The organism is Desmonostoc vinosum (assembly GCF_059505385.1).
The window spans coordinates 21,510-48,040 of the sequence record NZ_JCACKM010000047.1 but is presented as its reverse complement, the minus strand read 5'-3'; the positions used below and the strand labels follow the sequence as shown (position 1 = coordinate 48,040).

Here is a 26,531-nt window from a genome sequence, read left to right as displayed (position 1 = left end):
AGTCATCTACTACGTCAAACCACCCTCTGCTACTTGGGGCGCGTCCAACTGCGATTGTCATTAGAGAAATCTCCAAAGGTTTATAAGTACAGGTTTTATCTGTATTATAGATAGCGATTTTTTAGCCATCCATAAGCAGAAAAACAACCGGATTATTAATCCAGTTTACAATTTTTTACTTTCTCTAATCATATTAAGTCAAAATCGTTAATTTTTCTAGGGGTATTTGTGATAAAACTTAACTTTTACTACTTATGGCAGATGAGAATACCAGTCAGTCAGCAGGAGTTACTCAGTGCCACGTCCTTGTTGACTCATTTCCCTGAAACCCACCAGCGGACGCTAAAATGAGTTCTACAGTTAAATTTGATTAATGTTAAATGTTTACCATTGACCTAAGCATCAAAAACACTGCTTTCCCTATTTCAGTACAACGTAAGTCAACTGAGGATGCGGAAGCTGTCTATCAGCTACTTTTGGCAGCGATGCGTTCTGGAAATCCTGAAATCGTGGAATTAAAGTGCGAGGGCAAGACAGAGAAAAAAATTGCTGTCCGCGCTAGTGAAATTTCTGGAATTCAGATTATTCAAAAAGATGGCGTAACCACTAGTAGTGGTAGACCACCTGGCTTTTTTGCTGTAGCTGCTGAGTGAGCAAGGTTTACAAATGGCGGAAGTGGGCATTGAGGTAAAAAATTTAAACTTCAGCTGGCCTAATGGTGAGATAGCGATCAAATCTTGCTCTTTAGAAGTGCCTAAAGGTGAGTTTTGGATGCTCTTAGGTACGAATGGCAGTGGCAAATCAACACTACTGAGACTGTTAGCAGGATTGTTAGTTCCCCAATCTGGAGAGATTCGGGTTTTACATCCTATTGGCTTTGTTTTTCAAAATCCAGATCACCAATTGGTGATGCCAACTGTTGGCGCTGATGTAGCTTTTGGATTGGTGGAAGAAAAACTACCACCTGCTGTGGTGAGAGCAAGAGTTGAGGAAGCACTGGGAGCAGTGAATTTGCTTGCCCTGCAAAAACGCCCTATTTATGCGCTTTCTGGAGGACAAAAACAAAGAGTTGCGATCGCTGGTGCGATCGCGCGTCGCTGTGAAGTCTTACTATTAGATGAACCCACTGCTTTACTAGATCCTGATAGTCAACTAGATTTGGTAGCTGGTGTCCGCCGTCTCGTTAAAAGTCGTGGGATCACAGCCCTATGGGTGACGCATCGATTAGATGAGTTGAATTACTGTGACGGTGCTTTTTTGCTAGAAAAGAGTACTTTAGTTGATTGGGGTGAAGCTCAACGCCTTAAGCAACGGATGATGGAGGTGGATGATGAAGTCTCTTAAGGTAATCACCAAACCTGACTCTTGAATTGTCTACTCACGAAAAATTGATTTTGATCAAAAGCAATGCGTCCTTTCCATCAAGACGTGTTGCTTTTTTATGCCGAGGGCTTTTGTGTCTATTCAGTTCAATTGGCCACCCTCGACAGACAACGCTGCTCCAGCGGAACTCGCTGAAGCTATAAGCATTTAGAACAGAAAACGGGAATGTGCGACTTGTTTCTAGGTAAACAAATAGCCTATGGTCATCCATCGCAGTCTAAACAAAAGTGTGATTGAGACCTCTGTCTTGGGGTAAGTTTTGTCAGCATATGGGAATTTTTTGTTCTTTGTAACATAGTGTTACAGAGAATGCATCAATTACTATAAAACTTATGAATGAATTTTGTTAACTCTAGAAAATTTGTGATTGAAAACCATGCCCCCCTCTTCATCTCAAGCCGTTTTACTGGTAGACGGCTACAATATAATAGGCGCTTGGCCTTGCCTCAAGAAAACCCGTGATAGCGCTGGGCTTGAGGCGGCACGTTGGGAACTTGTAGAAGCAATGACGGGTTACAGTGCGTTTCAAGGTTATGTAACTCAAGTGGTCTTTGATGCTCAGTATCAAAACGGTTCTAGCAATAAAGAGATTATTAATGAACTACTAACAGTTCATTACACTGATTATGGACAGACAGCAGATACTTATATTGAAAAAGCCTGTGCAGCTTTACGCCAGCAGGTAGCCCTGTCATTAATTTCTCGCGTGATTGTTGCGACATCAGACCGGGCACAGCAGCTAATGGTGCAAGGGTATGGGGCTGAATGGCTTTCGGCTCAACAGTTGTGTGGCGAAGTGGAAGCTACAGTTTGTCGGATGCGCCACAAGTATCAAACACGGAAACAATCTAAAAGTCGATTTTTAGCTAGTGCTATTGACGCTAAGGCACGACAGCGTTTAGCAGAACTACGAATGGGATTACAGTAAATGCTAGCTTTTAAAAGCTCAGTAGGAGTTAAACAGAGGGGTCTGGCTGCAAAAATTCTAGAGTTTGGCATCTGTGGAAAAAAGATTTGCGAAAGTACTTGCCATATTGCATTGGTTGGGGTTAATATTATAAATTGTGAGCGTTCCTCAGTAGCTCAGCGGTAGAGCGATCGACTGTTAATCGATTGGTCACTGGTTCGAATCCAGTCTGGGGAGTTAAGTGAAAAATCAAAGATAAAATTAAGTCATCTCAAGCTTTATTCTTCAGAATTTAGCTAAATATGACCATTAATCTATCTTTAATATTTCTTAATGATACAGATAATGTGTGTTATGGGCGATCGCTTTTATGGGTTCGCTGTTACCTGGTACATTGGCATTGATGCAGCGAAATCATCAACTAGCGTTGCAAGTCAGACAGTTACTCTGATTGGATAACAGGTATTTGTCCTGTTCATGGGAGGGCTACAATGAATAAATTTTTGCACAATATAATATCCAGTTTGCCTGTAACAATTATGCTACTGATGACAGATGCATCATTAACTACATCAGTTAGTGCTAACGAATTACAAAGAACAGTTGATAGTTCAATTAACCCAAGAGAGCCAAACTTTTTTAGTCAGGGTAGAGAACAACTAGAGAGAGAAATTCAACTTCTGCTGCGAAGAAGTCGTCATTCTTCAGATAAACCTTTAAAAATTAGCCCTAAGCAGCAGATACAAGAGCAGCTATCGCCACTAGAAAATCCTTCTAAGTTGCAGGAATTGCCAAATCCGAATCAATCAATTGATCAATGACAAATAGTAAAGACGCGTCAAAATGATTAGTGACTCGTCATTGTACACGCGAATTAGCAAACTTCTTGCATAAATATTTTTTGTCGGGCTACGCCCCGCTTCTCTACGAGACGCTTCGCGAACGCTAACACGCAGAGGCGCAGCGAAAAGTTCTGTTCGCGTAGCGTCTCCGTCAGGAGAAGGAGGGTTTCCCTCCGTAGGAAACTTTTCAAGACAGAGGCGCAGAGAAGAGAACGCAAAGAAGGACTTTTGCAAGAGGTCTAGTAATTAAAGCGATCGCAAAGCGCTAAAAAGCTGTTTAATGATTTTTGATTGTGATCGTACTACTCAAAGTGATCTACTATAATTCTGGTCGCAATCAAAACACCCCGCCGCGATGACAGTTGCATCAACAAATGATCGCTTTCAACCCATAAACCTTTTTGACTACGAACAGTTAGCAAAAAAGCATCTGTCTTTAATGGCGCTTGATTATTACAGCAGTGGTGCTTGGGACGAAATTACCTTGCGAGATAATCGTGCGGCCTTTGAACGAGTCAAGTTACGGCCTCGGATGCTCATTGATGTGAGCGATCGCAACCTCAATACCTCCATTTTAGGACAATCTCTGCAACTACCTTTACTAATTGCACCGATGGCTTTTCAATGTCTGGCTCATCCAGATGGAGAAGTTGCTACAGCATTGGCGGCGGCATCAGCTGGTGTAGGCATGGTTTTGAGTACAATGGCAACCAAAAGTATCGAAGAAGTAGCGGTTGCATGTCACGACTATTCAAATTCTCTGCGCTGGTTCCAACTTTACATCCACAAAGACCGAGGATTAACTAGTGCTTTGGTAGAAAGAGCCTATGCAGCAGGTTATAAAGCACTTTGTCTGACTGTTGATGCTCCTGTTTTGGGACAACGAGAACGAGATAAACGTAATGAGTTTGTCTTGCCACCAGATTTACATCTTGCTAATCTCACTAGCATATCAGGATTAGAAATATACCACCAAAAAGGTGAGTCTGGATTGTTTACCTATTTTGCAGAGCAACTAAACCCAGCAGTAACTTGGCATGACTTAGAGTGGTTACAGTCTTTATCTCCATTACCTTTGGTACTTAAAGGAATTCTGCGCGGGGATGATGCTGTGCGTGCTGTAGATTATGGAGCCAAAGCGATCATAGTTTCTAATCATGGTGGTAGACAACTTGATGGTGCGATCGCTTCTTTAGATGCCCTAAGTGAAATCATAACAGCCGTTGATGGTAGGGTAGAAGTCCTCTTAGATGGTGGTATTCGTCGTGGTACAGACATTCTCAAAGCTTTAGCATTAGGAGCAAAAGCAGTACTAATCGGGCGTCCTATTCTGTGGGGACTCGCAGTTGCAGGAAAAACAGGTGTTTCCCACATTATTTCAATTTTAAAAACTGAGCTAAGCGTAGCAATGGCACTCAGCGGCTATGCCAAGGTACAAGATATTGACTTAAGTTTAGTGTCGCAAAATCATTTAGATATAGTATAATAGGAAAGTTGGGTATCAGGGCGGGTGGCGAAACTGGTAGACGCACCACACTCAAAATGTGGCGACCTTGCGGTCATAGGAGTTCGATTCTCCTCCTGCCCACTAAAAAAACTGATATCTATAAGCCTATCAGAATAACTACTAAGTACAAGAGAGGGTGCAGAATATGCGTTTGAAAAGATGGGAATCACCCCGTAAAGAGGGTAGAAATGATAAAGGTAGAGGCGGTTCTGCTAGAAAACGACAACTCAAAAAACAAAGACAAATGCTACGTCGAAAACTGAAGGAAAGTAACAAATCATACATTGATATTAATAATCAACAGGGGGAAGAAAAAGTTTTCTTCCCCCTGTTTTATGGGGATTGCTCTTGTTGAAAAAAATAAAAATCGCGTATTACACAATACAGAAACTAGTTTAAATGTGTAGTAAACAATATCAAATATAAAAAAAAATTATTGTCTTAACTTACAAAAAATAGTAAGTTAAATCTAATTTGTTTAACTAATGATTACCTGTCAAAATCAACGCTAATTTAAACTAAACTTATCAAGTAAGTATTTACGTACTACAATCTACTGCTTGACTAGACAAAGGTCATATTGTACTGTATGCCTATTTATTAGTAGCATAAATAACACTATAAAAAATGGATGTTTGTAGTACTTAATAGTAGTTTGTAGCAATTGTAATGTTTACATGAACCAATTGAAAATTAATTATGAAGTAAGCATGAATTTTATTAATGAGCGTCTGAAATGTCTTGGTTAAACCAGTAAAGTAAGATACAGTAACAAATAATTCTAGTATTACCGGGAAAGCCAAAGATATACTGAGAAGACTGCTGTATCTCCATGTGTTAACTTCTGACAATGACACAAGTATAAGAAGTCGGGAACCATCCCAACTGACTCTTTGAATATTTGCAATAGTCTAAGTAATCTGTGGATTCTTTTCTTGGACACAAGGAGTGATTTATGGTGGGAAGAGTGTTTCTACCTACTCAAAAAGTGCTTGATTTTCCTATTACTGCCTTACGCTTTGACGAACAGATACAAACAATACTGAAGTGGGCGAATACCCATGAAAGTAAAACTGTGTGTGTAGCCAATGTACACATGCTTATGGAAGCTCATAGGAATCCGGATTTTGCCAATGTATTACGAAATGCAGATTTGGTTACTCCTGATGGGATGCCTCTTGTGTGGATGATGCGAAAAATGGGGGCGCGTTACCAAGACCGTGTCGCTGGAATGGATATTTTCCTTGTTTTGTGTCAGCTAGCTCAAACACAAAATCTCAGTGTTTTTTTTGTAGGTTCTCAAACAGAAATTCTTTCTAGAATGAGAAAAAGGTTAGAGAAAGAATTTCCTCAAATGAAAATTGCAGCAATGGAACCTCTACCCTTTCGACCTATAACAGAAATAGAAGATGAAGCTTTGACTGAAAAGATTAATTCCAGTGGTGCTGGTATCGTGTTAGTATCCTTGGGATGTCCAAAACAAGAAAATTGGATGGCTCAGCATCAAGGTAAGATCCAAGCTGTAATGATTGGAGTAGGCGGAGTTTTTCCAGTTTACGCAGGAATCCAAAAGAGGGCACCCCGTATAGTTCGAGATTTAGGGTTTGAATGGCTATATCGCTGGCTTCAAGAGCCACGTAGGCTCTGGCATCGGTATGTAACAACCATTCCCCCCTTCATTTTGCTAGCTCTCAAACAACTATTGATGTCTAGCTATTTTGGCAACTTTTTTCAAATTCGAGAAAGAAGCTTGCGATCGAAAGTCGAATAACCAAACTGACTGAAAATTTACCTTCCATTCATTGCTCAAAAACTCAGTATTGCATACCTTATGCAGTATAATCTAGCGTAGCTTTGCAATAAGACTTCCATCTTCCAGCAAATATCCTAATAATCAAGATTAAGTAGCACCAAAAAATTGAATACTAACCACATAAGTCAGATGACTAAATAGAAGCTTCAGATTGTCCTTGCATCTCAGTCTTGAAAAAAGACTGTGAACAAATTCTTGATGTTTTTGCATCAGTTTTCAGTAAAACCAAAAGCTAGTGAAGTGATATGACACTACTATTGCCGAGAAGCTACCAAGCTATAAACGTCTTTTAGATTAGATGCGATAACTGTTAGCTTTGTGGACTTCACGGAACTAAATTATGGGTAAACCAATCAATAACAGCAAAAATTCATTGACAAGCCGAATAACACCCAGAGTGGTGTATCGACCTGAAAGTCGAATGAGACACCCATTTCAACTATTCAAAGAAATGTGGCAAGACTTGTTAGCATCACGAGAGTTAGCTTTGCGTCTTTTGATACGGGATATTAGGGCTAAATACCGTCAGTCACTATTGGGAGTTTTCTGGGCATTTATACCTCCAGTCATTTTAGCTGCTGGTTTTACTCTTGCTAAAGGTAGTGGCATTGTCAATTTGGGTAATACAGAGTTGCCTTACCCTGCCTACGTCATGTTTAGCATGACTCTATGGCAAACATTTGTAGAATCACTAAATGGGCCTATCCAAGCAGTCACATCTGCAAAAGCAATGTTAGCAAGAATTAACTTTCCTCGTGAAGCAATAATTCTTGCCAAATTAGGCGAAGTATTTTTCAACTTTGGTATCAAACTAATTTTAATAATTGGCTTGTTTATCTGGTTTAAAATCCCAGTTACCTGGAGTGTAATCTTAGCACCAGTAGCATTAATTCATTTAATATTGCTAGGGACGTTTATTGGTTTGCTGTTAGCTCCTTTAGGAGGGTTGTTCCAGGATATTACACTGGGAATTACTCTGTTTACTGGACTTTGGTTGTTTATTACCCCAGTTGTCTATCCAGTTCCTGATAACGGAGTATTTGGCACAATTGTTAGATTCAATCCTGTTACACCTTTGTTGGTAACAACAAGAGAATTAGCAACAACAGGTGTGATATCAGATCCTCAAGGATTTTGGGTAGCGAGTCTATTAACGGTATTAGGATTGCTTCTAGCCTGGATTGTTTATCGCTTAGCAATGCCCTTTGTAATCGAGAGGATTAGTTCATAGTCATGATCAGTATTAATGAGCAAGATATTATAGCGATGCCGCAAAGTAATGAAAATGATATTATTCTTTCTGTTAATGGAGTTTCCAAAAAGTTTTGTCGGGACTTAAAGCGGTCTTTGTTATATGGTGTTCAAGATATTACCTCCGAGTTGTTAGGGTTGCGAGAAAAGAGCGATAAACTACGAGAAAAAGAATTTTGGGCGTTGAACAATGTTAGCTTCCAATTGCGGCGAGGTGAAGCGCTAGGTTTAGTAGGAAAAAATGGTAGTGGTAAATCAACGCTGTTACGAATTATCGCCGGATTAATTAAACCAGATGCTGGTTGTGTAGAAATTAATGGTCGAGTTGCACCATTAATTGCACTAGGAGCAGGATTTAATCCAATTTTGACAGGGAGGGAAAATATTTATGCAAACATGTCAATTTTGGGTTTATCTAAACGAGAAATTGATGAGCGATTTGATGAAGTTATAGAGTTTGCAGAAATTGGAGATGCCATTGATGCACCAGTGCAAACTTACAGTTCTGGAATGGCTGCAAGATTAGGGTTTGCCAGTGCAATACATACTGAACCTGATATATTACTGATTGATGAGGTATTGGCTGTAGGGGATATCAAGTTTAGAGCAAAGTGCTACTCTAAACTGCATGAATTACTTCAACAAGGTACTTCTTTCGTATTAGTTAGCCATCAACCTCACGCAATATTAACTGTATGTAACTCTGCAATTTACTTAATGAAAGGTCAGTTAATTGAGTCTGGAGATACATACTTAATCATGAATCAATATGAAGCGGATTTATTTAATAACAGTGGTAAAAAAGAATTAGGAAGAATATCTTTACCCAAAAAACCTAAAAATGAAAGTTTAGGTTTTGATATTGTTTCTATGTTTTTTAGAGATAGTGAGGGAAATACTATCCAATCTCCTGTAAGTGGTGAAATGACAAGTTTATGTATAGAGTATCAAGCTTACAAAGATAAGGAAATTAATGAAGTCTACGTTAGTTTTGTGATTGCAGAGTTAAACGGAGAAAGTGATATTATTCTACGTGTCAGCAGCTTTGATGATGGTGAAGCACTGAGTATATTTTCTGGAGAAAATCAACAAGAAGTCTTTGAATTACAGGTTCAAATGCCATATTTATGTCTGAAACCTGGCTCATACACCATGAAGTTTGTTATAAAAAAGGACTCACTTTACATACTCGATTTTGTTGAATCTTTTAGATTTACAGTAACAGCAAAGGGAGCGATGAGTAAATGTATGTTTTATCAGCCACGAGTATGGAAATCAGTTAGTAAGATAGCCGGACATTTAAGCGATTAGTGAATTAATACCGTATAAAAGCTACAGTGTTTAAGATTCAGTCAGAATGAGAAAACTTGTAACTTGTAAAATTCTGGTAGATGAACTGAGTTTCATAGTTTACTTTATAACTAGAGCTAAACAAAGATATGGAAAGTATAAAGTCATTTACAGATAATAGTTTATCTTTTTATCGGACTACACATTATTTTGAAAGATACGGCGAATTTTACACAGTAGACCAATTTCGAGAATATTGTGATTGGGCTAAGACTAATAATACCAAAGTATATATATTAGGGAATGGCTCGAACACTTTATTTACAGGAAAAAATGTAAAATCCTTAGTCTTAAAGAACAAGTTGATTAAACAAGTAAATGCTTTACCAAACAATACACTAGAAGTTTCTTCATCCGTTTTAGTGATAGATGTATTAAAGTATTGCTATGAAAATCAATTTGAATCTTTTTACTATCTCGCATCAGTACCAGCTACTATTGGTGGAGCGTTAGCAATGAACGCAGGTCGTGGTAAACAGTATCAACTTACTATATATGATTTTGTTGAAACTATTAATTTTTTCGATTTCGAAAGTAATTGTATAAAAACTGTTAGAAAAGAAGAAGTTATAAAAGGATATAGAGAAACAATATTTACTGGAATTAAATCAAGTCTGATATTGAGTGCTACTTTTAAATTTAATAATAAAAGCTTTAAAGAAAACCCTATAATCGAAAGGTGTAAGTGGTCAAAAAAGAATCAAGACAATTCATCTCCTAATTGTGGATCTGTATTTAAGAAAGCTGATTTTCATATATTAAATCGATTTAAAGGTTTTTCTTTTGGGAAAACTGCTTTTTCTTCCAAAACATATAATTGGATATTAAGCAATTCAAGCAGTAGTTTTCCTATAGTTATCTTGATATATTTTGTAAGAATATTACACTTTGTACAAAGGAAAGTAGCTTTACTGGAAGTAATTACTGTTGATTGATAGCTAAATTATGTAGTTTAGTATAGTTGCAAGGAGATAAAAATGAAAGTAGGAATTCTGACATTTCATCATACTACAAATTATGGTGCAACTCTTCAAGCATATGCGTTAATGAAAACTATTGAACGCCAAGGCTATGAGGTTGAAATTATTGATTATAGACCTCATTCTGCTATTCAGTACTATAGGAAGGATATTCAGAAGACTCTAGCGAATAAACGCCAATTGATCAGACCAAAAACCATAGTGTTTTTAGTTAACCTATTAATTAAGCGTTTAAAGATGGATAGTTTTTTAAATTCTCATATAAAATTAAGTCGATATAGAATCCACACAAATATTGAATTAAAAAATTCGGTTATAGATTATCATGTGATAGTAGCTGGTAGTGATCAAATTTGGTGTCTTGATTCATATCGTGGTTTTGACTCTTCATTTTTTCTTGATTTTGTTAATAGCAAAGTTTTTCGTAAAGTCAGCTATGCAGCCAGTGTAAACAACACGAATACTCTTGGCGATCGCCAAAAGGTAATCTGTGAATTAATTAGCGATTTTGATGCTATCTCTGTTCGAGATTCTCATAGTTTACGATTGATTGAAAACGAATGTGGCAGATTAGCAACGCAGGTACTCGATCCTACATTTCTATTTGATTTTAATGAAATTAAAGCAGTTCCTAAGTTGAAACAAAAGTTTCTCTTAGTTTATCATGATGGAGAAATGGAGCCTTATCAAGAATCTTTCATCAAGGCAATAGCCGAAATTGGTAAACTTACAATAATTTCTATTGGTACATTCAAGAAAATAGCAGATAAAAGCTTAATAGCTATTGGAGCTGAAGAATGGTTAGGTTACTTAAGTAAAGCATCATATGTTGTGACAAATACTTATCATGGAACTATATTTGCTATAAAATTTAAGAAACCTTTTAATGTGTTTGCTAACAAATATAAGACTAATAAAATAGGTGATTTACTAGAGAATCTAAATTTAATGAATAGACTCGTAGGAAAAGAGGAATCTAATTCTATTGGTGAAAATTTATTACAACTAGATTACTCTTTAGTTGATGAGAAGCTAGAAAAGGAGATTTTCAGATCAAGAGCTTATCTGTTTGATGCTCTTAAGGACGAAAACGTGCAATTGGAACAATAGGATTTTGAGCTATATATTTCAGATAATAATTCTAATTGAGTTGATACTTTGCTTGAATTCAGTCAAGGAAGTATTTTCTGTAAAATATACTAAACATAGTTCATACGTAGTCAATTTCCCAATATTGTTATTAATGTTTAACTAACAAACTGTATGCTTAAAAACTCATAGCCAGTCAAGCTCATCAACATAGGTTTTGTTAACAGAAGAGTTAAAGTGAATCAATTACTTGAAGAACAACTTGTAAGCGTGATTATACCAACTTACAATCGCGCACATTTAATAAGTGTTTCCTTAAACAGTGCAATTAACCAAACTTACAGAAACTTAGAAATTATTGTAGTTGATGATGCCTCTGTAGATAATACTGAAGAATCCGTAAAATCTATTGGCGATTCCAGGATTCGCTATATTCGTCATCAAATCAATTGTGGAGGCTCAGCTACTCGCAACACTGGCATAGAGGCAGCGACAGGAGAATACATAGCATTTTTAGATTCAGATGATATTTGGGCACCTGAAAAGATAGAGTTACAACTTGCTTCAATTCAGAAACATCCTCATCTAGAAAGAGTAGTCAGCTATACCCAAAGAGTTGTTTGTAGCACATGGATATCTAGCTATGGTGAGTTTTTACTTAATTCTGGAAACTTCCAAATAGTTCCGCTAGCAGGCAAATTGGAGAAAGAAACCATAGCAGAATATTTATTCTGCAACCGTGGACAGATTCAAACCAGTACTCTGATGATGCCGCGATCACTTTGTATAGAAACCCGTTTTCACCCAGGATTGAAAATGCATCAAGACTGGGATTTCTGTTTAAAACTTGAAGCTAATGGAGCAATTTTTACTTTTATCGAAAAACCTCTAACGATTTGGAATGCTGATCCACGAAATGATAGAATATCAAGAATAATTGATTATCAAACATCAGAAAGTTGGATTAGCGATTACCAACCTTTAATTTCACATAAAGCAATTATAGGTTTTAAGTTAATCAAGGTGCTTCCTTTATTAATCGAAAGCGGGGAAAGAAAATCATATGCACAAAAGCTGGCTCTGTACGCTTTAGCCTATAGATTAATATCCTTGAGGAGTTTTAAATATTTTACATATAAGATTTGGAAAATCAAGAGTATAAGACAAAGGTTAAAAATGATATGGAACAATTCATTGGGAAGGCTATTGAAAAAAACTTTTGAATTTTAGTTTTTTGGAGAACAACTGTGAAGTTAACTCTCTGTTAAATGTAATGTATGGTAGCTAACTTTCAAATTCAAACTTAGTTGGTTAAATTTTATGGACTTCAATGTGATAGTAGCATCACCAGTATGGAGCCTAAATGGTGTTAATATCTTCTCAGCCAATTTAGTTCGAGGACTTCGTGAACGTGGCATATCAGCGCATATTCTTTTAACCCAACCTGATAAATACGATCCTAAACCGATGCAGCTCCCATCAGATATTCCCATTGAGAAATTACCAGTGGAAGATAATGATGGCTATGTTGCTCGTTGGTTAGCGATGATCAACTATTTGGAGGAACGCACTCCCTGTATTTACATTCCCAACTATGACTTTGAGCATTCTTGTGTTAGTCCAAAACTTTCTAACCGCGTTGGGATAGTTGGAGTTGTTCATAGCGATGACTCTCAACATTATGAACATGTTAGTCGATTAGGAAAATACTGGGACGCGATCGCTGCTGTTAGCCATACTGTTGCAAAAGGCTCTGAATCAAGGATACATACAATTTCACAAAGAATAGTCACAATTCCAATAGGGGTAGCTATTCCTGATCATCCAACAAAGCGTTCTTTTGATGTCAATGCACCTTTAAAAATACTCTACGCTGGTGTATTTAAACAGTCTCAGAAACGCATTCTTGATCTACCAAAAATTATTACAGCATTATTAGATCTGAAGATTCCAGTTGAGTTGACTCTTGCTGGTGGCGGCCCAGATCAACAGCAGTTAATGGATGCATCCGAGCATTTAGTTAAGCAAGGTGTAATCCGATTTGTTGGAATTATACCTCATGAGAAAATTCCAGAACTTCTTCAGCAGCATGATGTATTTATTATGACTTCTGCTTTTGAGGGAATGCCTAATGCACTGCTTGAGGCAATGGGAAGTGCTTGTGTACCTGTTGTTACCGACATTAAAAGTGGCATACCTGAGCTTGTGCAAGATGGTTTTAATGGATACCTGCTTTCTGTTGGAGACATTCAAGGTTTTGCTAAATGTTTAGCAAAACTGCAACAAGATATTAACCTGCGACAGCAAATGGCATTAAATGCTTATAAGACAGTAGATCAAGGTACATACCGAATTCGAGATATGGTTGAGAGCTATCTTGAATTATTTCGCCGTGTATTACGTGATGCAGAATCTGGTGCTTACTGCCGTCCTCATGGAAGGATACTTCCACCCCCATCTTTACAGCCTATATGGAAACATTATCTACCCCCTGTTGTGCTTAAAGCCGCTAGATATGGGAAGCGTACTTTCCGCAAAGTTGCTCCGTTACAAAGCTAGAGAGACCTATAAATTGCTGTAATTTTAAGTAATAGTGTAATTTATTTGTTTTCTAACTTAGCAAAATAAGTATTTTATAAATGGCTCAAACTGCATTAGTACAAATAATAATATGAAAATTGCTTTTATTGTGAATCAATTTCCCACCCTATCTGAAACATTTATCTTAAATCAGATCACAGGTTTGATTGATCGAGGATATGAAGTTGATATTTATGCTGACCGATCAGGCGATATGTCTAAAATACATCCGGCAGTAGAAAAATACCATCTTCAGGCTCGTACTCGTTATATAGGAAAGCCAGATGATCGAATTATGCGATTGTTCCAGGTATTCAAATTGTTGCCTAATTTTTTACGAGATCCAATTTTATTATTAGAATCATTGAATTTTTTAAAATACGGAAAACAAGCTGCCTCACTAGCACTTTTATTTTATGCTGCTCAACTGTTGGATAAAAAACAAAGATATGATATTATCCACTGCCACTTTGGCCCTAATGGACTCAGAGCAATGCTCCTTAAGGAAATGGGTATTTTTGAAGGTAGGTTAATTACTAAATTTTATGGCTATGACATATCGGAATATATTAAACAATATGGAATTAATGTTTACGATAAATTATTTGCTACAGGAGAACTATGTTGTCCAATTAGTAACCATATGAAACTTGAGTTATTAAAGTTGGGTTGCGGTGAGGAACAGCTAGTTATACATAGAATAGGAGTTGATTGTAGTAAGTTTACATTTGCTCTACGCCAGCAACCAAAAGATGGCATAACTCGAATAATAACACTTGCTCGTTTGGTGGAAAAAAAAGGGGTAGAGTATGGTGTTCGAGCGATCGCTAATCTTGTAAAATCTGGGACAAAAATTGAATATAAAATTGTTGGTGATGGGCCATTGCGAGAAAATTTAGAACAATTAATTCAAGAACTAAATGTGCCTGGCAGTATTAAGCTCGTAGGATGGAAGCAACAGCAAGAAGTTGTAAAAATACTTAACGAATCTCATATATTACTAGCTCCAAGCGTCACAAGTCAGCAAGGCGATCAAGAAGGAACTCCTACTGTTTTAATGGAGGCGATCGCAATGGGTTTGCCAGTAGTCAGCACATACCATAGTGGAATTCCTGAAATAATTGAAGATGGTATTTCCGGTTTTCTAGTACCAGAGCGAGATGTGAATGCTTTAACGGAGAAATTAGGTTATTTAATTGCTCATTCAGAGATTTGGCCTGCTATGGGTTTAGCAGGTCGGAACTTTGCAGAAAAACACTATGACATTAACAAGTTGAATGATCAATTAGTTGAAATTTATTGCAGTTTATCTCATCCAAAAGCTGAAAATAAAACTGCTTTAACAGTCTCTTAATTAAAACTATCTGAATAATAAGCAAACAAAGTTTATTTTAAAGGTGCATTACAATGACAGTTTCAGACAATATGGAGACACTAGTTTACGCTCAACCTGTTGTTAGTGTTGTCATACCAACCTTTAATCGCGCACACTTATTACCAAAAGCGATCGCTAGCGTTCTCGCACAAACAATATCCAATTTTGAATTAGTTATTGTAGACGATGGTTCTACAGATAATACAGTTGAAGTTGTTAACGAATTTAGCGATATAAGAATTAAATTTTTACCTTTAGGTAAAAACTATGGTGGTAACTATGCCCGCAACCAAGGCATCAAGGCTACAAACGCTGAATTAGTAGCGTTTTTAGATAGTGATGATGAATGGCTGCCGAGAAAATTAGAATTACAATTAGCTCGTTTGGAAGATAGCAATCATCCTCAAGCAACTGTTGTTTATTGTCAGTACTGCGAACATCAGGAGTTGACTGATAGTCAAATTATTGTAGAAGCTAGCTATGAAGGTAATGTTTTTGACCAGCTACTCAAAGGGTGGTGTCCTGCTTTATCAACATTTATGATCAAGCATTCCTCCATATTAGAAGTGGGAGGATTTGACGAAACCTTACCTAGTTTTCAAGATTATGACTTATTTTTGCGTTTAGCAGAAGCAGGTAATCACTTTGTTGCAGTATCAAATACTCTAGTCAAAAAATCTGCCCATAAAAGTCACCAAGTCAGTGGAAATTGGAATGCTAAAATTAGAGGATTTGAAGTTTTTCAAAATCGATGGGGAACGGCTATGAAAAGCCGTCTTGGTTTTTGGGCTTACCGTAAATGGGTAAGCAATCATTTATCATTTGTACGCTTCAAGGAACTACAAAAAGCTGTTGATGCTCAAGAAATGTTAAAAGCATGGCAGCAACTTTTAGCGATTTCTTACTTTCTCCCTTGGTCTGGAAAATCAATGGTAAAAGGATTAGTATTCCTTCTACTCGGCAGAAACACTTACCGAGTAATCAGTCGCTCACTAAAACACTCACACTGATATTCAGGACGCTAGAAGTTAAGCTATTCACACTCCTACTTATTTAATCTGCTTGCAAGCGATCGCCACCAATTAAAGGGGTCTCAAGTTCAAGTTAATTATGCTCGATTGAAATCAAAATACCTAGTCCATTTACTGTAAGGTCTTGATTATAAAAATGTTGGAGGTAATTAAATGAAATTCTCTTTAATTCTTGCTACTTTGAATCGCAGTGCCGAAGTTGACAACTTTTTACATACTCTTAACGCCCAAACTTACCGTAACTTTGAGTTGGTGATTATAGATCAAAATTCTGATGATCGCCTTGTAGAATTTATCAAATCTTACCAAACCCACTTTCCTATCCTGCATTTACGGTCTGAAAAAGGACTTTCCCGCGCTCGTAATGTAGGTTTGCAGCATATTAGCGGCGATATTGTGGCTTTTCCAGACGATGATTGCGCTTATCCACCTGATATTCTTGAGCATGTAGTCCAATTTTTTACAAACAATCCTAGATGGAATGGTCTGACAGGATGCTCTGTTGATCAGCAAGGTAAAGACTCTGGCAGACATCATAGTAGTCAAGCCGGAGAAATCAACCGTTTTAATGTATGGCGTAGAGGTATTTCCTACACTATATTTCTTCGACGTTCAGTTGTTATGGAAGTAGGAATATTCGACGAAACTCTAGGTGTTGGAGCGAATACACCTTGGGGTTCTGCAGAAGAGACTGATTATTTATTGCGTGCCATAAATGCTGGTTTGTATTATGAACCCATGCTTACTGTGATTCACCCTATAAAATTAACACAGCTAGAATCCACTCAACTCAGTACCAACAAAAACAAAAACTATTCCAAAACCTATGCCTATGCAATGGGTAGAGGTCGAGTATTACGTAAGCATAATACTCCCTTGTGGTTTGTTATTTACAACTGGAGTCGTCCATTAATAGGGATTGTCTTATCACTACTTCAAGGTCGCTTAGACAGCGTAAAGTCTTACTGGGTAACATTTATAGGAAGATTACAAGGATGGTTCGGCTGGGCTTGAGTTGTGCTGGTTACACTTGCCTTTGATCGAACCTAAAAACAACTTTTAATCATATATTTTTATCATAATGGGAGACAATTAAAATTCAAAATATATACTTACCTTGTTACTTATAAATCGTATAGCAGTTCCCAATTACCTAACGTCCACTCTATCCTCTAATCCATGGCCCCTGAATCTCAACAAAATCTATCTCACTAAAACGAGAACCGCTGTATCATTTTTAGGGTACTCTTAATACGAAAAATATGAAAATCTTAATTTCTGCATACGCATGTGAACCAGGACACGGTTCAGAACCTGGAATAGGCTGGAATGTAGTTAGGGAAGTGAGCAAGTATCACAAAGTTTGGATATTAACATCTAATTGTCATCGACAAGGTATTGAGGCTGAACTATCACGTAACTTACTCCCCAACGTTCAGTTTATTTACATAGATCCTCTGGGCTGGGTATTAAACTGGAATCGTGGAGGAAAAGTAACACAATGGGGTGTTTATTTTCACTATTACTTGTGGCAAATTTGGGCATATTTTATCAGTCGCTCACTCCACCAGCAAATTAGCTTTGATATTGTACATCACGTCACCTACGTGAGGTATTCAAGTCCTAGTTTTGTTTCATTACTACCTGTTCCTTTTATCTGGGGGCCAGTAGGTGGTGGAGAATCTGCTCCAAAAGAGTTTTGGGGTGAATTTAGTCTACGTGCCAAAGTTTATGAAACTACACGAAGCTTGCTTCGTTCCATAGGGGAATTAGATCCGTTTGTACGTATGACTGCAAAAAGAAGTGCAGTTATTAGAGCAACAACTGAAGATACAGTTAAAAGACTGTACAAGATAGGTGCTAACAATGTACAACTTGTGCCTGAGTCAGGTTTAGCAGAAAAAGAAATAATTAGTCTTGCTCAATATAAAACCCCCGATACTTCACCTGTGAGGTTTATCAGTATGGGCAGACTTCTACACTGGAAAGGCTTTCACTTGGGGCTGCGCGCTTTTGCTCAAGCAAACTTAACCGATGCAGAGTACTGGATTTTAGGGGACGGCCCTGAAAAAGATCAACTTCATGCACTCACACAAAACTTGGGAATTACAGAACGAGTCAAATTTTGGGGTAGGCTACCTCGTGAACAAACTATGAGCAAGTTGGGAGAATGTCATGTCTTGGTTCATCCAAGTCTACATGATTCCGGTGGATGGGTTTCTATGGAAGCAATGGCAGCAGCCCGTCCAATCATTTGTTTAGATTTAGGAGGCCCATCTGTTCAAGTTACGGAGGAAGTTGGTTTTAAGATTAAGGCACATACGCCTGAGCAAGCAGTAAGTGATCTGGCTGACGCGATGATGTATTTAGCTAGTGACCCAGAACTAAGATTGCGTATGGGTCAAGCTGGACAAAAAAGAGTCAAAGAAGCTTTTAATTGGGAAAATAAAGGGCGGCAGTTAGCTCAACTTTACGAAGAAGTTGCAACTCAAAATAAATCTTGCTTAAAAATGAGTTAGAGAATTATGCAGTTATATGAAATTTTCTTGTCTCTAACCATCATCTTTAGTGGACTAGCAGATGCGTGGCGTTTATTGAGTTTAGGTAGTATTACTGCTCTAGGTATACTGACCATTTTGTCAGCTGTAGCTACTTGGATTCTATTGTCCGCTCGTCGCAAGCTCCCCAAAGCGGTATTAGTAGTATCTGGCTTAGTTCTGTTTATTTTACAGGCTTTAATCAACTGGGTATGGTACTTACCTACAGGAAGCCTGCCTTTTGTCAACGCAGTTCAAAATGTCTCAGTACTAGCAGCATTTGTAGGACTCATACTACTCAGTACTATACAAAGTTATCGTACTCCTGGCTCACCAAAATTCATTAGTGATGCTTTAACAAAAGCAACTCAACTATCGGCTGTGTTATACGGATTGAGTATTCTGATAACTGGCCCTAGCGCCAAGATTATCATGAGTCCCCGTTCGTTTGCCTTGTTTGCTATTGTAGGGGTTGCCTGGTATGTAGCTGCTTGGCGTTATCGTCTCCCTAAAGCACTATGGTGGTTAGGTCTGATAATTGTAGATATTGCCTTAAGTTTCTCTCGAACGGCTCTACTGATCAGTTTGATTCTAATTCCCTTATCTCAAATCTCTTTGACTAGTATCAAAAGTTGGGTACGAATAGGGTTGACTCTCGTTTTAATAGTTACTGTTTCTTACTTAGCATTCAATTATGTAGAACCTATACGCTCTCGTTTCAGCGATGTAGGAGATAACGCAACTGTGGGGGGGGTAAAAGTTAATACCTCTGGCCGAAACCAAGCTTGGCCGATCGCTTATGCCTCAGCTCTAGAATCTCCCTGGATTGGTAAGGGCCCTGGTTCTGTGGGGATTGTTTTGGTAAAACGTGTTGGCCCTACTTTTCCTCATCCTCATAATGATTATCTACGGATTCTGCATGATTATGGTTTTATCGGCCTCACAATCTGGATATTCGGTTATGGGCAGTTAATAACCAAGACTTGGCAAAACTGGAAATGGGCAGATCGAAACGATATAAAAAATAGTCGGATTCACCTTGCTGCTTTTCTTGCTTTAGCAGCTGTAGCTTTAGCAATGATCACTGATAACGTCATAGTCTACATATTCGTCATGGCTCCTTTAGGCGTACTGGTAGGAGCTTCCTTAGGAAGTGCCAGCTTTAGTAAAAAATTGATTCATCAATCGACTCGTAATTTACCTTTAGTATCAGATATGAATAAACTGGCAATCAAACTATAAATACACATAAGTTTTAGTTGATTACTGTATACTTTCTACTTCTACATATTTCCTTGATTTATTGAGATAAAAGAGTTAACTTCATGAAAGTTCTGCTGTTACATAATCGATACCAGCTTGCAGGAGGCGAGGATGGAGTAGTGCAAGCTGAGAGAGCTTTATTGGAAGCAAATAGTCATCAGGTATCTTTACTGGAAGTTAGCAATCATGAAATCAAAAGTGTTTGGGATCAACTTACAACTGCTGTAAGTGCAATTTACTCTTATTCAGCAAAACAACAAGTTAGCAACGAAATTACTAAATTTCGACCTGATATCGTACATGTACATAACTTTTTTCCACTGCTATCTCCCTCTATATATGATGCTTGCTTAGAGCAGAACATACCTATTGTTCAAACTCTTCACAACTATCGGCTCGCTTGCCCGAAAGCATTGCTTTTTCGTGATAACAAAGTGTGTGAAGATTGTGTTAGTGAACTAGTCCAATGGCAGAGTATTTTATATGGCTGCTACCGAGATTCGCGCATACAAAGCTCGGTTGTAGCAGCCATGAATACTTGGCATCGGCTACGACGTACTTGGCAAGAAAGGGTAGACGCTTACATTGTATTTACGCAATTTCAAAAAGAAAAAATGGTTCAGTCTGGATTGCCAGCAGACAAGTTCTATATCAAACCCAATTTTGTATTTTCTGCCAACTTTATCAACGAGATTTGTCAACAAAATAATTACTTACTTTTTGTTGGTAGACTGTCAGAAGAAAAAGGAGTTTCTCTATTAATAGAAGCTTATTTACAAAATAATTTTTCTATCCCCTTGAAAATTGTTGGTAATGGGCCGTTAAAAGAAAAATTACAGCAAAAGGTAAAAAATACTGCTTCTGAAAATATAATTGAATTTTTAGGATTTCAAAATCAGCCTACGGTCATGTCATTAATGCATCATGCTCAGTTTTTAATCTTTCCTTCCGTTTGGTATGAAGGCTTTCCTTTAACAGTTGCTGAAGCTTTTGCTTGTAGTTTACCTATAATAGCTCCTAAATTAGGAAGTATGGCAGAGATTGTAGAAGATGGAGTCACTGGGTTACATTTTGAAGCTGGAAACTCAGCAGATTTAGGAGCCAAAATTGAATGGGCTATCAACCATTCTGAAACTATGATCACTATGGGAAAAAATGCCCGCCAAGTTTACGAAAATAACTATAGTCCTGAAGCTAATTATAAGCAATTGATAGAGATTTATAAACAAACTATCAATAATAAATAATTAAATTTATCTACTTAATAAAAATTTATATGCAACTTTTATTAAAAAAGCAAAAACTAATATGATTTTGATATTTATAAAATACTGAATTAGGAGTTATCAAATGTCTCAAATCAAGATTTCTAAGAAGAAGCTGAATTTATTACAAGTTTTTAGAGGTTTGGCAGCAGTCTTAGTTATATTAATTCATGGAAATTCTCTTTTTGCTATTAATCTTAAACAACCTTTCTTATCTAATGCTTTTAAATTTGGTTCTGCCGGAGTAAATTTTTTCTTTGTCCTGAGCGGTTTTATTATTTATTATGTTCACAAAAATGATATAGGAAAAAAATTTAAGTTTAAAGAATTTTTATTTAAACGTTTTCTACGAGTTTATCCAATATACTGGATAGTTCTAATACCTAGATTATTCTCTACTACAAAAGATATTAACTTCATCACTTGTTTAAGCTCCTTTGTTTTATTTCCATATCCTAGTCCGCCAATCGTTAATGTGAGTTGGACACTAAGTTTTGAAGTTTTTTTCTATTTGGTTTTTAGTTTGACTATACTAGCGGGTTTAAGATATTTGGCTCCGTTGATCTTCATCTGGCTAGCTACAATATCTTTTTACTGGTTTTTTCATTCACTGAATATCCTCACTTTACCGAAGAATAACTTATCTTTAGAATTTATTTTAAGCGGTCATCATTTAGAATTTTGTTTTGGATGCTTAGCTGCTTACATAGTCACTAAATTCAAAGTCAGACAAGCTACACCAATTTTAGCTTTAGGAATTACTTTATTTTCATTATCATCTATCGCTAATGTACATATTGTTAATACTATAGCCGATAGTCAATCTTATCCTCTTTATGTAAGGGCGATCGCTCCAATTTTGACTCCAATGGAAGAATTTTCCTTTGTTTATTATGGTATTCCCTCAATGTTAATCGTAATTGGTGCTGCTGCTTTAGATCTAAATAGGGAAATTCAAATACCTAGTATTTTTATCTATCTTGGTGATGCATCATACTCTGTATACTTAACACATGCATCGGTAATTAATATCTTAACGAATCTAATTGCTAAAATGCATTTAGAAAATATGTTCTATAGTGATTTATCTAAGTTTTTTATCTTAATAATTTCTCTGCTGGTAGGATGCATCTTTCACTCCTATATTGAACAACCATTGCTGAAAGTTTTTAGGAAAAAAATATTGGTTTCTCGAACATGATTGTTTATTCGCTTTATATTATCTAGATCCAAGCTGGAAAAAAGCTATTGCTTCTAGCAATAACTAAAATTGATTGATAAATACTGTATTGCAGTTTATCTTGTAAACGCTCTCTAATTCGGAGATCGAAAAAAGATTTATTAAAAAGTTGATGTGTTTCATCAGTTTGAGAAAAAATTTTCTGGCGTATTTCTGTAGCTAATAATTTTATCTCTGGTTCAAGTTGTATTTTTTGTATAATTTCTGTTGGCAACTCTATTTCTAGTAAATTTCTAGCTAGTAGCATACCAAGCAATAATCTTCTCCTACAACCTAATGTGTTAGCTTGCTTGATAACTAAGCCCCAATCTATATTGGCTGAAACACCGATTAGTGCAGCTACATCAGCAATTAATTGCAGACGATTCCAGCGATCCCTAGATCCATGAATACAGAGAAATAAAAGATTATCTTCTGGAGACAAATTTAGTATTGCCTTACCTGCTAAGGTTACAGTTGTATGACGTTCCCAAAGATGTTTATGTTCAAGTGGAAACGATAAATATCGTTGCAAAAGTTGCCAGTGGAAATCTATATTGATTCCTGTGTATTTATGATGGTAATTATTATCTTTACAGTAGGGAGATTTGAGTCTGGCAACTTCCTGTTCTTTAGTAAAGTTATATGAACTTTCATAGCCTTGAGCTATCAGTATTTCCCTAGCTGTTAATACATCTTGCTGGCGAACTAATATATCTATGTCATTGAACTGTCGGAGTGCAATACTACCATAGGCTGATACAGCTAGAATTGCTCCCTTAATGGGAATCACAAAAATTCCTTGAGTTTCAAATAAATTTATAAGTTTAATTAGCTCGCTAGTTAGAGATAAGTTATGTCTAACATTGGCTTGAAAATAATCTATTAGTTGAGCTAAAGCAGGTTGAGAAAGAATTTCTGGATCAGTAGTAACTATACTTTGATACAGCAGTGGCATAACTTTATGAAAGACTGCTATTTTAATGATATGTGCCCAGTTAAGGTTTTGCTGAATTAGCGTTTTGATTCGCTCACTAGCTGAGGTATCTAACTGAGTACGTGTACAGCAAAGAAGTAGTTCAACTTCTGCACTATGTTGCATTTCTTGGACTTCGATATTAGGTTTAGATATGATATTCATCACAGCAATAGTTCAAATTTATGTTCTGAGCAGTGTCTACCCTACGATGATTGAGAATATGCAAGATAGATCTCATCAAACTGCTCTATCTTACAATTATTGAAAGGCAACTGTTTCTACAAGCTATAGAAGGTTTTCCCCATGTGCTGCTGTCAAAACTCATTGTTTAAAATTAATCACCAAAGCACTTGACATTTCTAGGGGAACAACTGCTATATTGATTAAGGTGAAGTCATTGGGGCGTCGCCAAGTGGTAAGGCAGCGGGTTTTGGTCCCGCCATCCCTAGGTTCGAATCCTAGCGCCCCAGCTTAGTAAATAGCAGGTACTGTTCCTGCCATATGTGTCTTTTAACTTGATTCTATATTGTCAGCCATTTCAACTTGTCCAACTCTACGGATGCTAGGTTGATGTGCTGTCCTTAAATAGCCTGATTGTTAAGTTACCCAAGTATTGGTAAAAAATTTTATAGTCTTAGTCGAAGGTACAAATTTAAGTTAAAAAATGTATCCTGAGTAATGTTACTGTATCTATAAGTAAATGACTCCAGATTAATGCATTTTTTTAAATGCTGTAGTTAAAGTGTGTACATCTACTAGGTAAGTTTTCATAGCGCTTAGCTCATTTCGCAATGGGTTGGATATCTATTACTCAGTAGTTTACCCAGGTAGGGTAAGGAACAAGGCAACTTCTACAGTAATCCTATTACGTATGTCAAAATAGAATCCAAGCACTTACCTACTTAAGCAATAAAAATAACTTAATTTACAGATGCCATGGTAAAGTCAGAGAAATATATCCACCCTTTATCACAAGCTAACGCTACCCAGTTAAATGTTGAAGAAGACGAATTAAATCTGGGTAATATCCTAACAGTTCTGCGTCGGCGAATATTATTAATCATTGGTATAACAGCTGTAGTAGCGACGGCAGCAGTACTGAAAGCAGAAACAGATCCTCCAGTTTTTCAAGGTTCGTTCGAGATTTTAACCAAGCCTGTGACTGGTGAGAATAAGGTCATAGCTAATGTTCCCCAAGCAATCAATGCTCAAGAAGATGGGTTGACACCTGCTGAATCGTCTAAGGAAGTTGCAACGACAATCAAGGTTTTACAAAGTCATAGAATTTTAGACCCGATTATCGAAAAGCTTCAAGTACAATACGCGGATCTGAACTACGAGGAAATTCTTGATGACTTGATTATTGTGTCTAAGCAACCAAATATTTTGTCAATTGAATATACTCACCCAGATCAAAAGCAGGTTAGCGACTTTTCTAAGTTACTTGCTGAAGCTTATCTAAACTATAGTTTGGCAGATCGTCAAGCAGATGTAGATCAGGCGATCGAGTTTGTGAATAAGCAAAGAAGACCACTAGAAGATGTGGTCATATTATGGCAGAACAGGCTGCGGGATCTGCGGCTGAGTAATAATTTGATTGAACCAGCGCAAAAAGCGCAAGAATTGTCTAGTCAAATCGCCAATTTGCAGCAACAACGGATAGAAAATCGAATACAGTTAGAGCAAATTGCAGCTAGATATGAAGATTTGGAGAAAGAGTTGGCGCAACAGCCAGGTGAGAGAGCTGGTAACTCTATACTGAGTGAAAGTGCCCGCTATCAAAAGATCCTAGATCAGGTTCAGTTAGCAGAAATTGAAATCCAACAAAAGTCAGCAGTATTTACAGATGACAACCCAGCAATGGAAACTCTCAAGCAGAAGAAAGATAATTTGCTGCCATTGCTGACTCAAGAAGAAGTACGGCTACAAAAAGAGTTGCAGAGTAACATTAGGGCACTATCCGCGCGTGATATATCTCTAGATGAAAAAATAAAGGGTCTTAACAGTGAAATCAGAAATTTGGCAAATATTAGCCGAAATTACTCTAATATAGAGCGGGAATTAAAAATTGCTACTGATGCTTTGAATCAGTTTACGGCCAAGCAGCAAGCACTACAGATCGAGAAGGCTCAGAAGCAACAACCTTGGAAACTACTTGATCCTAAACTAGCTAAAGTGAATCAACCTGATCCTGTCTCCAATAGTGCTAAGAGAAACTTAGCCTTAGGAGGTGTTTTAGGTTTGCTGTTAGGTGTAATAGTAGCCTTAATTGTGGATAAACTCAGTAATATCTTTTACACTTCTAAAGAACTCAAAGATACTACTAGACTACCGCTACTAGGGATAGTTCCTTTGAGAAAAGAGCTAGGAACAGCAATGCAAGAAAGTTTAGCGGGAGGAGCGGAAAGAGCCAATCGAGCTACATTTTTTGAAGTTTTTCGCTCTCTCTATACAAATATTCTGCTTTTAGGTTCGGATGTTCCTATTCGCTCTCTTGTTATCAGTTCACCAGGACAGGGAGATGGTAAGTCTACAGTTGCTGTACAGCTAGCACAAGCAGCGGCGGCGATGGGGCAGAGGGTATTACTCGTAGATGCCAATCTACGTGCGCCTAGCTTACACAATCGAGTCGGATTAATGAATATTCAGGGCTTGACTGATGTGATTTCGCAAGACTTAGATTGGAATAATGTGATTGAGCGATCGCCTCAAGAAGAAAACCTGTTTGTCATGAGTGCAGGGCCAATTCCACCAGATCCCGTCCGATTGCTTGCATCTCAAAAAATGCAAGATTTAATGGATAGTCTGCAAGCAACTTTCGATTTAGTAATTTATGATACACCTCCTCTTTTAGGGTTTGCAGATGCTTACTTGTTATCGGCTAATACCAACGGTATGGTGCTAGTGGCTGGTTTAGGTCAGCTCAAGCGTACAGAACTGCACCAAACTCTAGAAGAAATTCAAGTATCGGGCACTCCTATTTTAGGGATCATAGCCAACAAATCTAAGGATGCGCTGCCTACTTCTTATAGCTATTATCAGCAACAGTATTCTAGGCAGAGTCGGAACCTCGCACGAGTTAGTGAAGACGCATTACCTAATTCCGCCGCCAATTCCCTATCGATCTCATCTTCTCTCAGAAGAACTAGACGACGTTAAA

23 protein-coding genes and 3 tRNA genes are annotated in these 26,531 nt (G+C 37.3%); 25 read left to right on the top strand and 1 reads right to left on the bottom strand.

Going from position 1 to position 26,531, the window contains the following annotated elements; genetic code table 11:
• Positions 1-380: 380 nt before the first annotated feature.
• The 23 genes from AC5JMF_RS08355 to AC5JMF_RS08245 all read left to right on the top strand — a co-directional run bounded on the left by AC5JMF_RS08355 (position 381) and on the right by AC5JMF_RS08245 (position 22,374).
• Positions 381-653, top strand: a complete 273-nt coding sequence (locus tag AC5JMF_RS08355; protein WP_495795237.1) for a UPF0367 protein family — start codon at positions 381-383, stop codon at positions 651-653.
• A gap of 13 nt (positions 654-666) precedes the next feature.
• Entirely contained in the window at positions 667-1,344 is a 678-nt protein-coding gene (locus AC5JMF_RS08350) for an ABC transporter ATP-binding protein (RefSeq protein ID WP_495795236.1), read from the top strand.
• Positions 1,345-1,759: 415 nt separating this feature from the next.
• A complete protein-coding gene (locus AC5JMF_RS08345; protein WP_495795235.1) occupies positions 1,760-2,311 on the top strand; it encodes an NYN domain-containing protein in 552 nt (183 codons plus the stop codon).
• A 144-nt stretch (positions 2,312-2,455) separates the two neighbouring features.
• Positions 2,456-2,527: transfer RNA gene (locus AC5JMF_RS08340), tRNA-Asn, on the top strand.
• 96 nt (positions 2,528-2,623) lie between these two features.
• Positions 2,624-2,749, top strand: coding sequence for a hypothetical protein (locus AC5JMF_RS08335; RefSeq protein ID WP_495795234.1), 126 nt, complete (start codon positions 2,624-2,626; stop codon positions 2,747-2,749).
• 32 nt (positions 2,750-2,781) lie between these two features.
• The gene (locus tag AC5JMF_RS08330; protein ID WP_495795233.1) at positions 2,782-3,111 is read left to right on the top strand and encodes a hypothetical protein; all 330 of its coding nucleotides are present in this window, start codon (positions 2,782-2,784) and stop codon (positions 3,109-3,111) included.
• Positions 3,112-3,487: 376 nt separating this feature from the next.
• Positions 3,488-4,618: an alpha-hydroxy acid oxidase gene (locus tag AC5JMF_RS08325; RefSeq protein WP_495795232.1), complete on the top strand. Its 1,131-nt coding sequence runs from the start codon at positions 3,488-3,490 to the stop codon at positions 4,616-4,618.
• A gap of 18 nt (positions 4,619-4,636) precedes the next feature.
• A tRNA-Leu gene (locus tag AC5JMF_RS08320) sits at positions 4,637-4,720 on the top strand.
• A 64-nt stretch (positions 4,721-4,784) separates the two neighbouring features.
• Positions 4,785-4,994: a hypothetical protein gene (locus tag AC5JMF_RS08315; protein ID WP_495795231.1), complete on the top strand. Its 210-nt coding sequence runs from the start codon at positions 4,785-4,787 to the stop codon at positions 4,992-4,994.
• 600 nt (positions 4,995-5,594) lie between these two features.
• On the top strand, positions 5,595-6,410 hold the full coding sequence (locus tag AC5JMF_RS08310; RefSeq protein WP_495795230.1) for a WecB/TagA/CpsF family glycosyltransferase: 816 nt from the start codon (positions 5,595-5,597) through the stop codon (positions 6,408-6,410).
• 382 nt (positions 6,411-6,792) lie between these two features.
• Entirely contained in the window at positions 6,793-7,683 is an 891-nt protein-coding gene (locus tag AC5JMF_RS08305) for an ABC transporter permease (protein ID WP_495795229.1), read from the top strand.
• A gap of 2 nt (positions 7,684-7,685) precedes the next feature.
• The gene (locus AC5JMF_RS08300; RefSeq protein WP_495795228.1) at positions 7,686-9,014 is read left to right on the top strand and encodes an ABC transporter ATP-binding protein; all 1,329 of its coding nucleotides are present in this window, start codon (positions 7,686-7,688) and stop codon (positions 9,012-9,014) included.
• A 128-nt stretch (positions 9,015-9,142) separates the two neighbouring features.
• Entirely contained in the window at positions 9,143-9,988 is an 846-nt protein-coding gene (locus AC5JMF_RS08295; RefSeq protein ID WP_495795227.1) for an FAD-binding protein, read from the top strand.
• Positions 9,989-10,030: 42 nt separating this feature from the next.
• On the top strand, positions 10,031-11,143 hold the full coding sequence (locus AC5JMF_RS08290) for a polysaccharide pyruvyl transferase family protein (protein WP_495795226.1): 1,113 nt from the start codon (positions 10,031-10,033) through the stop codon (positions 11,141-11,143).
• Between the two features lie 216 nt (positions 11,144-11,359).
• Entirely contained in the window at positions 11,360-12,352 is a 993-nt protein-coding gene (locus AC5JMF_RS08285) for a glycosyltransferase family 2 protein (RefSeq protein WP_495795225.1), read from the top strand.
• A gap of 90 nt (positions 12,353-12,442) precedes the next feature.
• Positions 12,443-13,681, top strand: coding sequence for a glycosyltransferase family 4 protein (locus AC5JMF_RS08280; RefSeq protein ID WP_495795224.1), 1,239 nt, complete (start codon positions 12,443-12,445; stop codon positions 13,679-13,681).
• A gap of 112 nt (positions 13,682-13,793) precedes the next feature.
• Positions 13,794-15,056, top strand: a complete 1,263-nt coding sequence (locus tag AC5JMF_RS08275) for a glycosyltransferase (RefSeq protein WP_495795223.1) — start codon at positions 13,794-13,796, stop codon at positions 15,054-15,056.
• Between the two features lie 53 nt (positions 15,057-15,109).
• The gene (locus tag AC5JMF_RS08270; RefSeq protein ID WP_495795222.1) at positions 15,110-16,087 is read left to right on the top strand and encodes a glycosyltransferase family 2 protein; all 978 of its coding nucleotides are present in this window, start codon (positions 15,110-15,112) and stop codon (positions 16,085-16,087) included.
• Positions 16,088-16,261: 174 nt separating this feature from the next.
• Positions 16,262-17,122, top strand: a complete 861-nt coding sequence (locus AC5JMF_RS08265; RefSeq protein ID WP_495795221.1) for a glycosyltransferase family 2 protein — start codon at positions 16,262-16,264, stop codon at positions 17,120-17,122.
• 248 nt (positions 17,123-17,370) lie between these two features.
• On the top strand, positions 17,371-18,627 hold the full coding sequence (locus AC5JMF_RS08260) for a glycosyltransferase family 4 protein (protein WP_495795220.1): 1,257 nt from the start codon (positions 17,371-17,373) through the stop codon (positions 18,625-18,627).
• Between the two features lie 6 nt (positions 18,628-18,633).
• Positions 18,634-19,887, top strand: a complete 1,254-nt coding sequence (locus AC5JMF_RS08255; protein ID WP_495795219.1) for an O-antigen ligase family protein — start codon at positions 18,634-18,636, stop codon at positions 19,885-19,887.
• A gap of 83 nt (positions 19,888-19,970) precedes the next feature.
• Positions 19,971-21,155, top strand: a complete 1,185-nt coding sequence (locus AC5JMF_RS08250) for a glycosyltransferase family 4 protein (RefSeq protein ID WP_495795218.1) — start codon at positions 19,971-19,973, stop codon at positions 21,153-21,155.
• 103 nt (positions 21,156-21,258) lie between these two features.
• Entirely contained in the window at positions 21,259-22,374 is a 1,116-nt protein-coding gene (locus AC5JMF_RS08245; protein WP_495795217.1) for an acyltransferase family protein, read from the top strand.
• Positions 22,375-22,396: 22 nt separating this feature from the next.
• Here AC5JMF_RS08245 and AC5JMF_RS08240 read toward each other — a convergent pair whose 3' ends face one another.
• Positions 22,397-23,533, bottom strand: coding sequence for a nucleotidyltransferase domain-containing protein (locus tag AC5JMF_RS08240; protein WP_495795216.1), 1,137 nt, complete (start codon positions 23,531-23,533; stop codon positions 22,397-22,399).
• Positions 23,534-23,769: 236 nt separating this feature from the next.
• Between AC5JMF_RS08240 and AC5JMF_RS08235 the strand changes: the two genes are divergently transcribed.
• Positions 23,770-23,841, top strand: a tRNA-Gln gene (locus AC5JMF_RS08235).
• Positions 23,842-24,307: 466 nt separating this feature from the next.
• A complete protein-coding gene (locus tag AC5JMF_RS08230; protein WP_495795215.1) occupies positions 24,308-26,530 on the top strand; it encodes a GumC family protein in 2,223 nt (740 codons plus the stop codon).
• Position 26,531 lies beyond the last annotated feature (1 nt).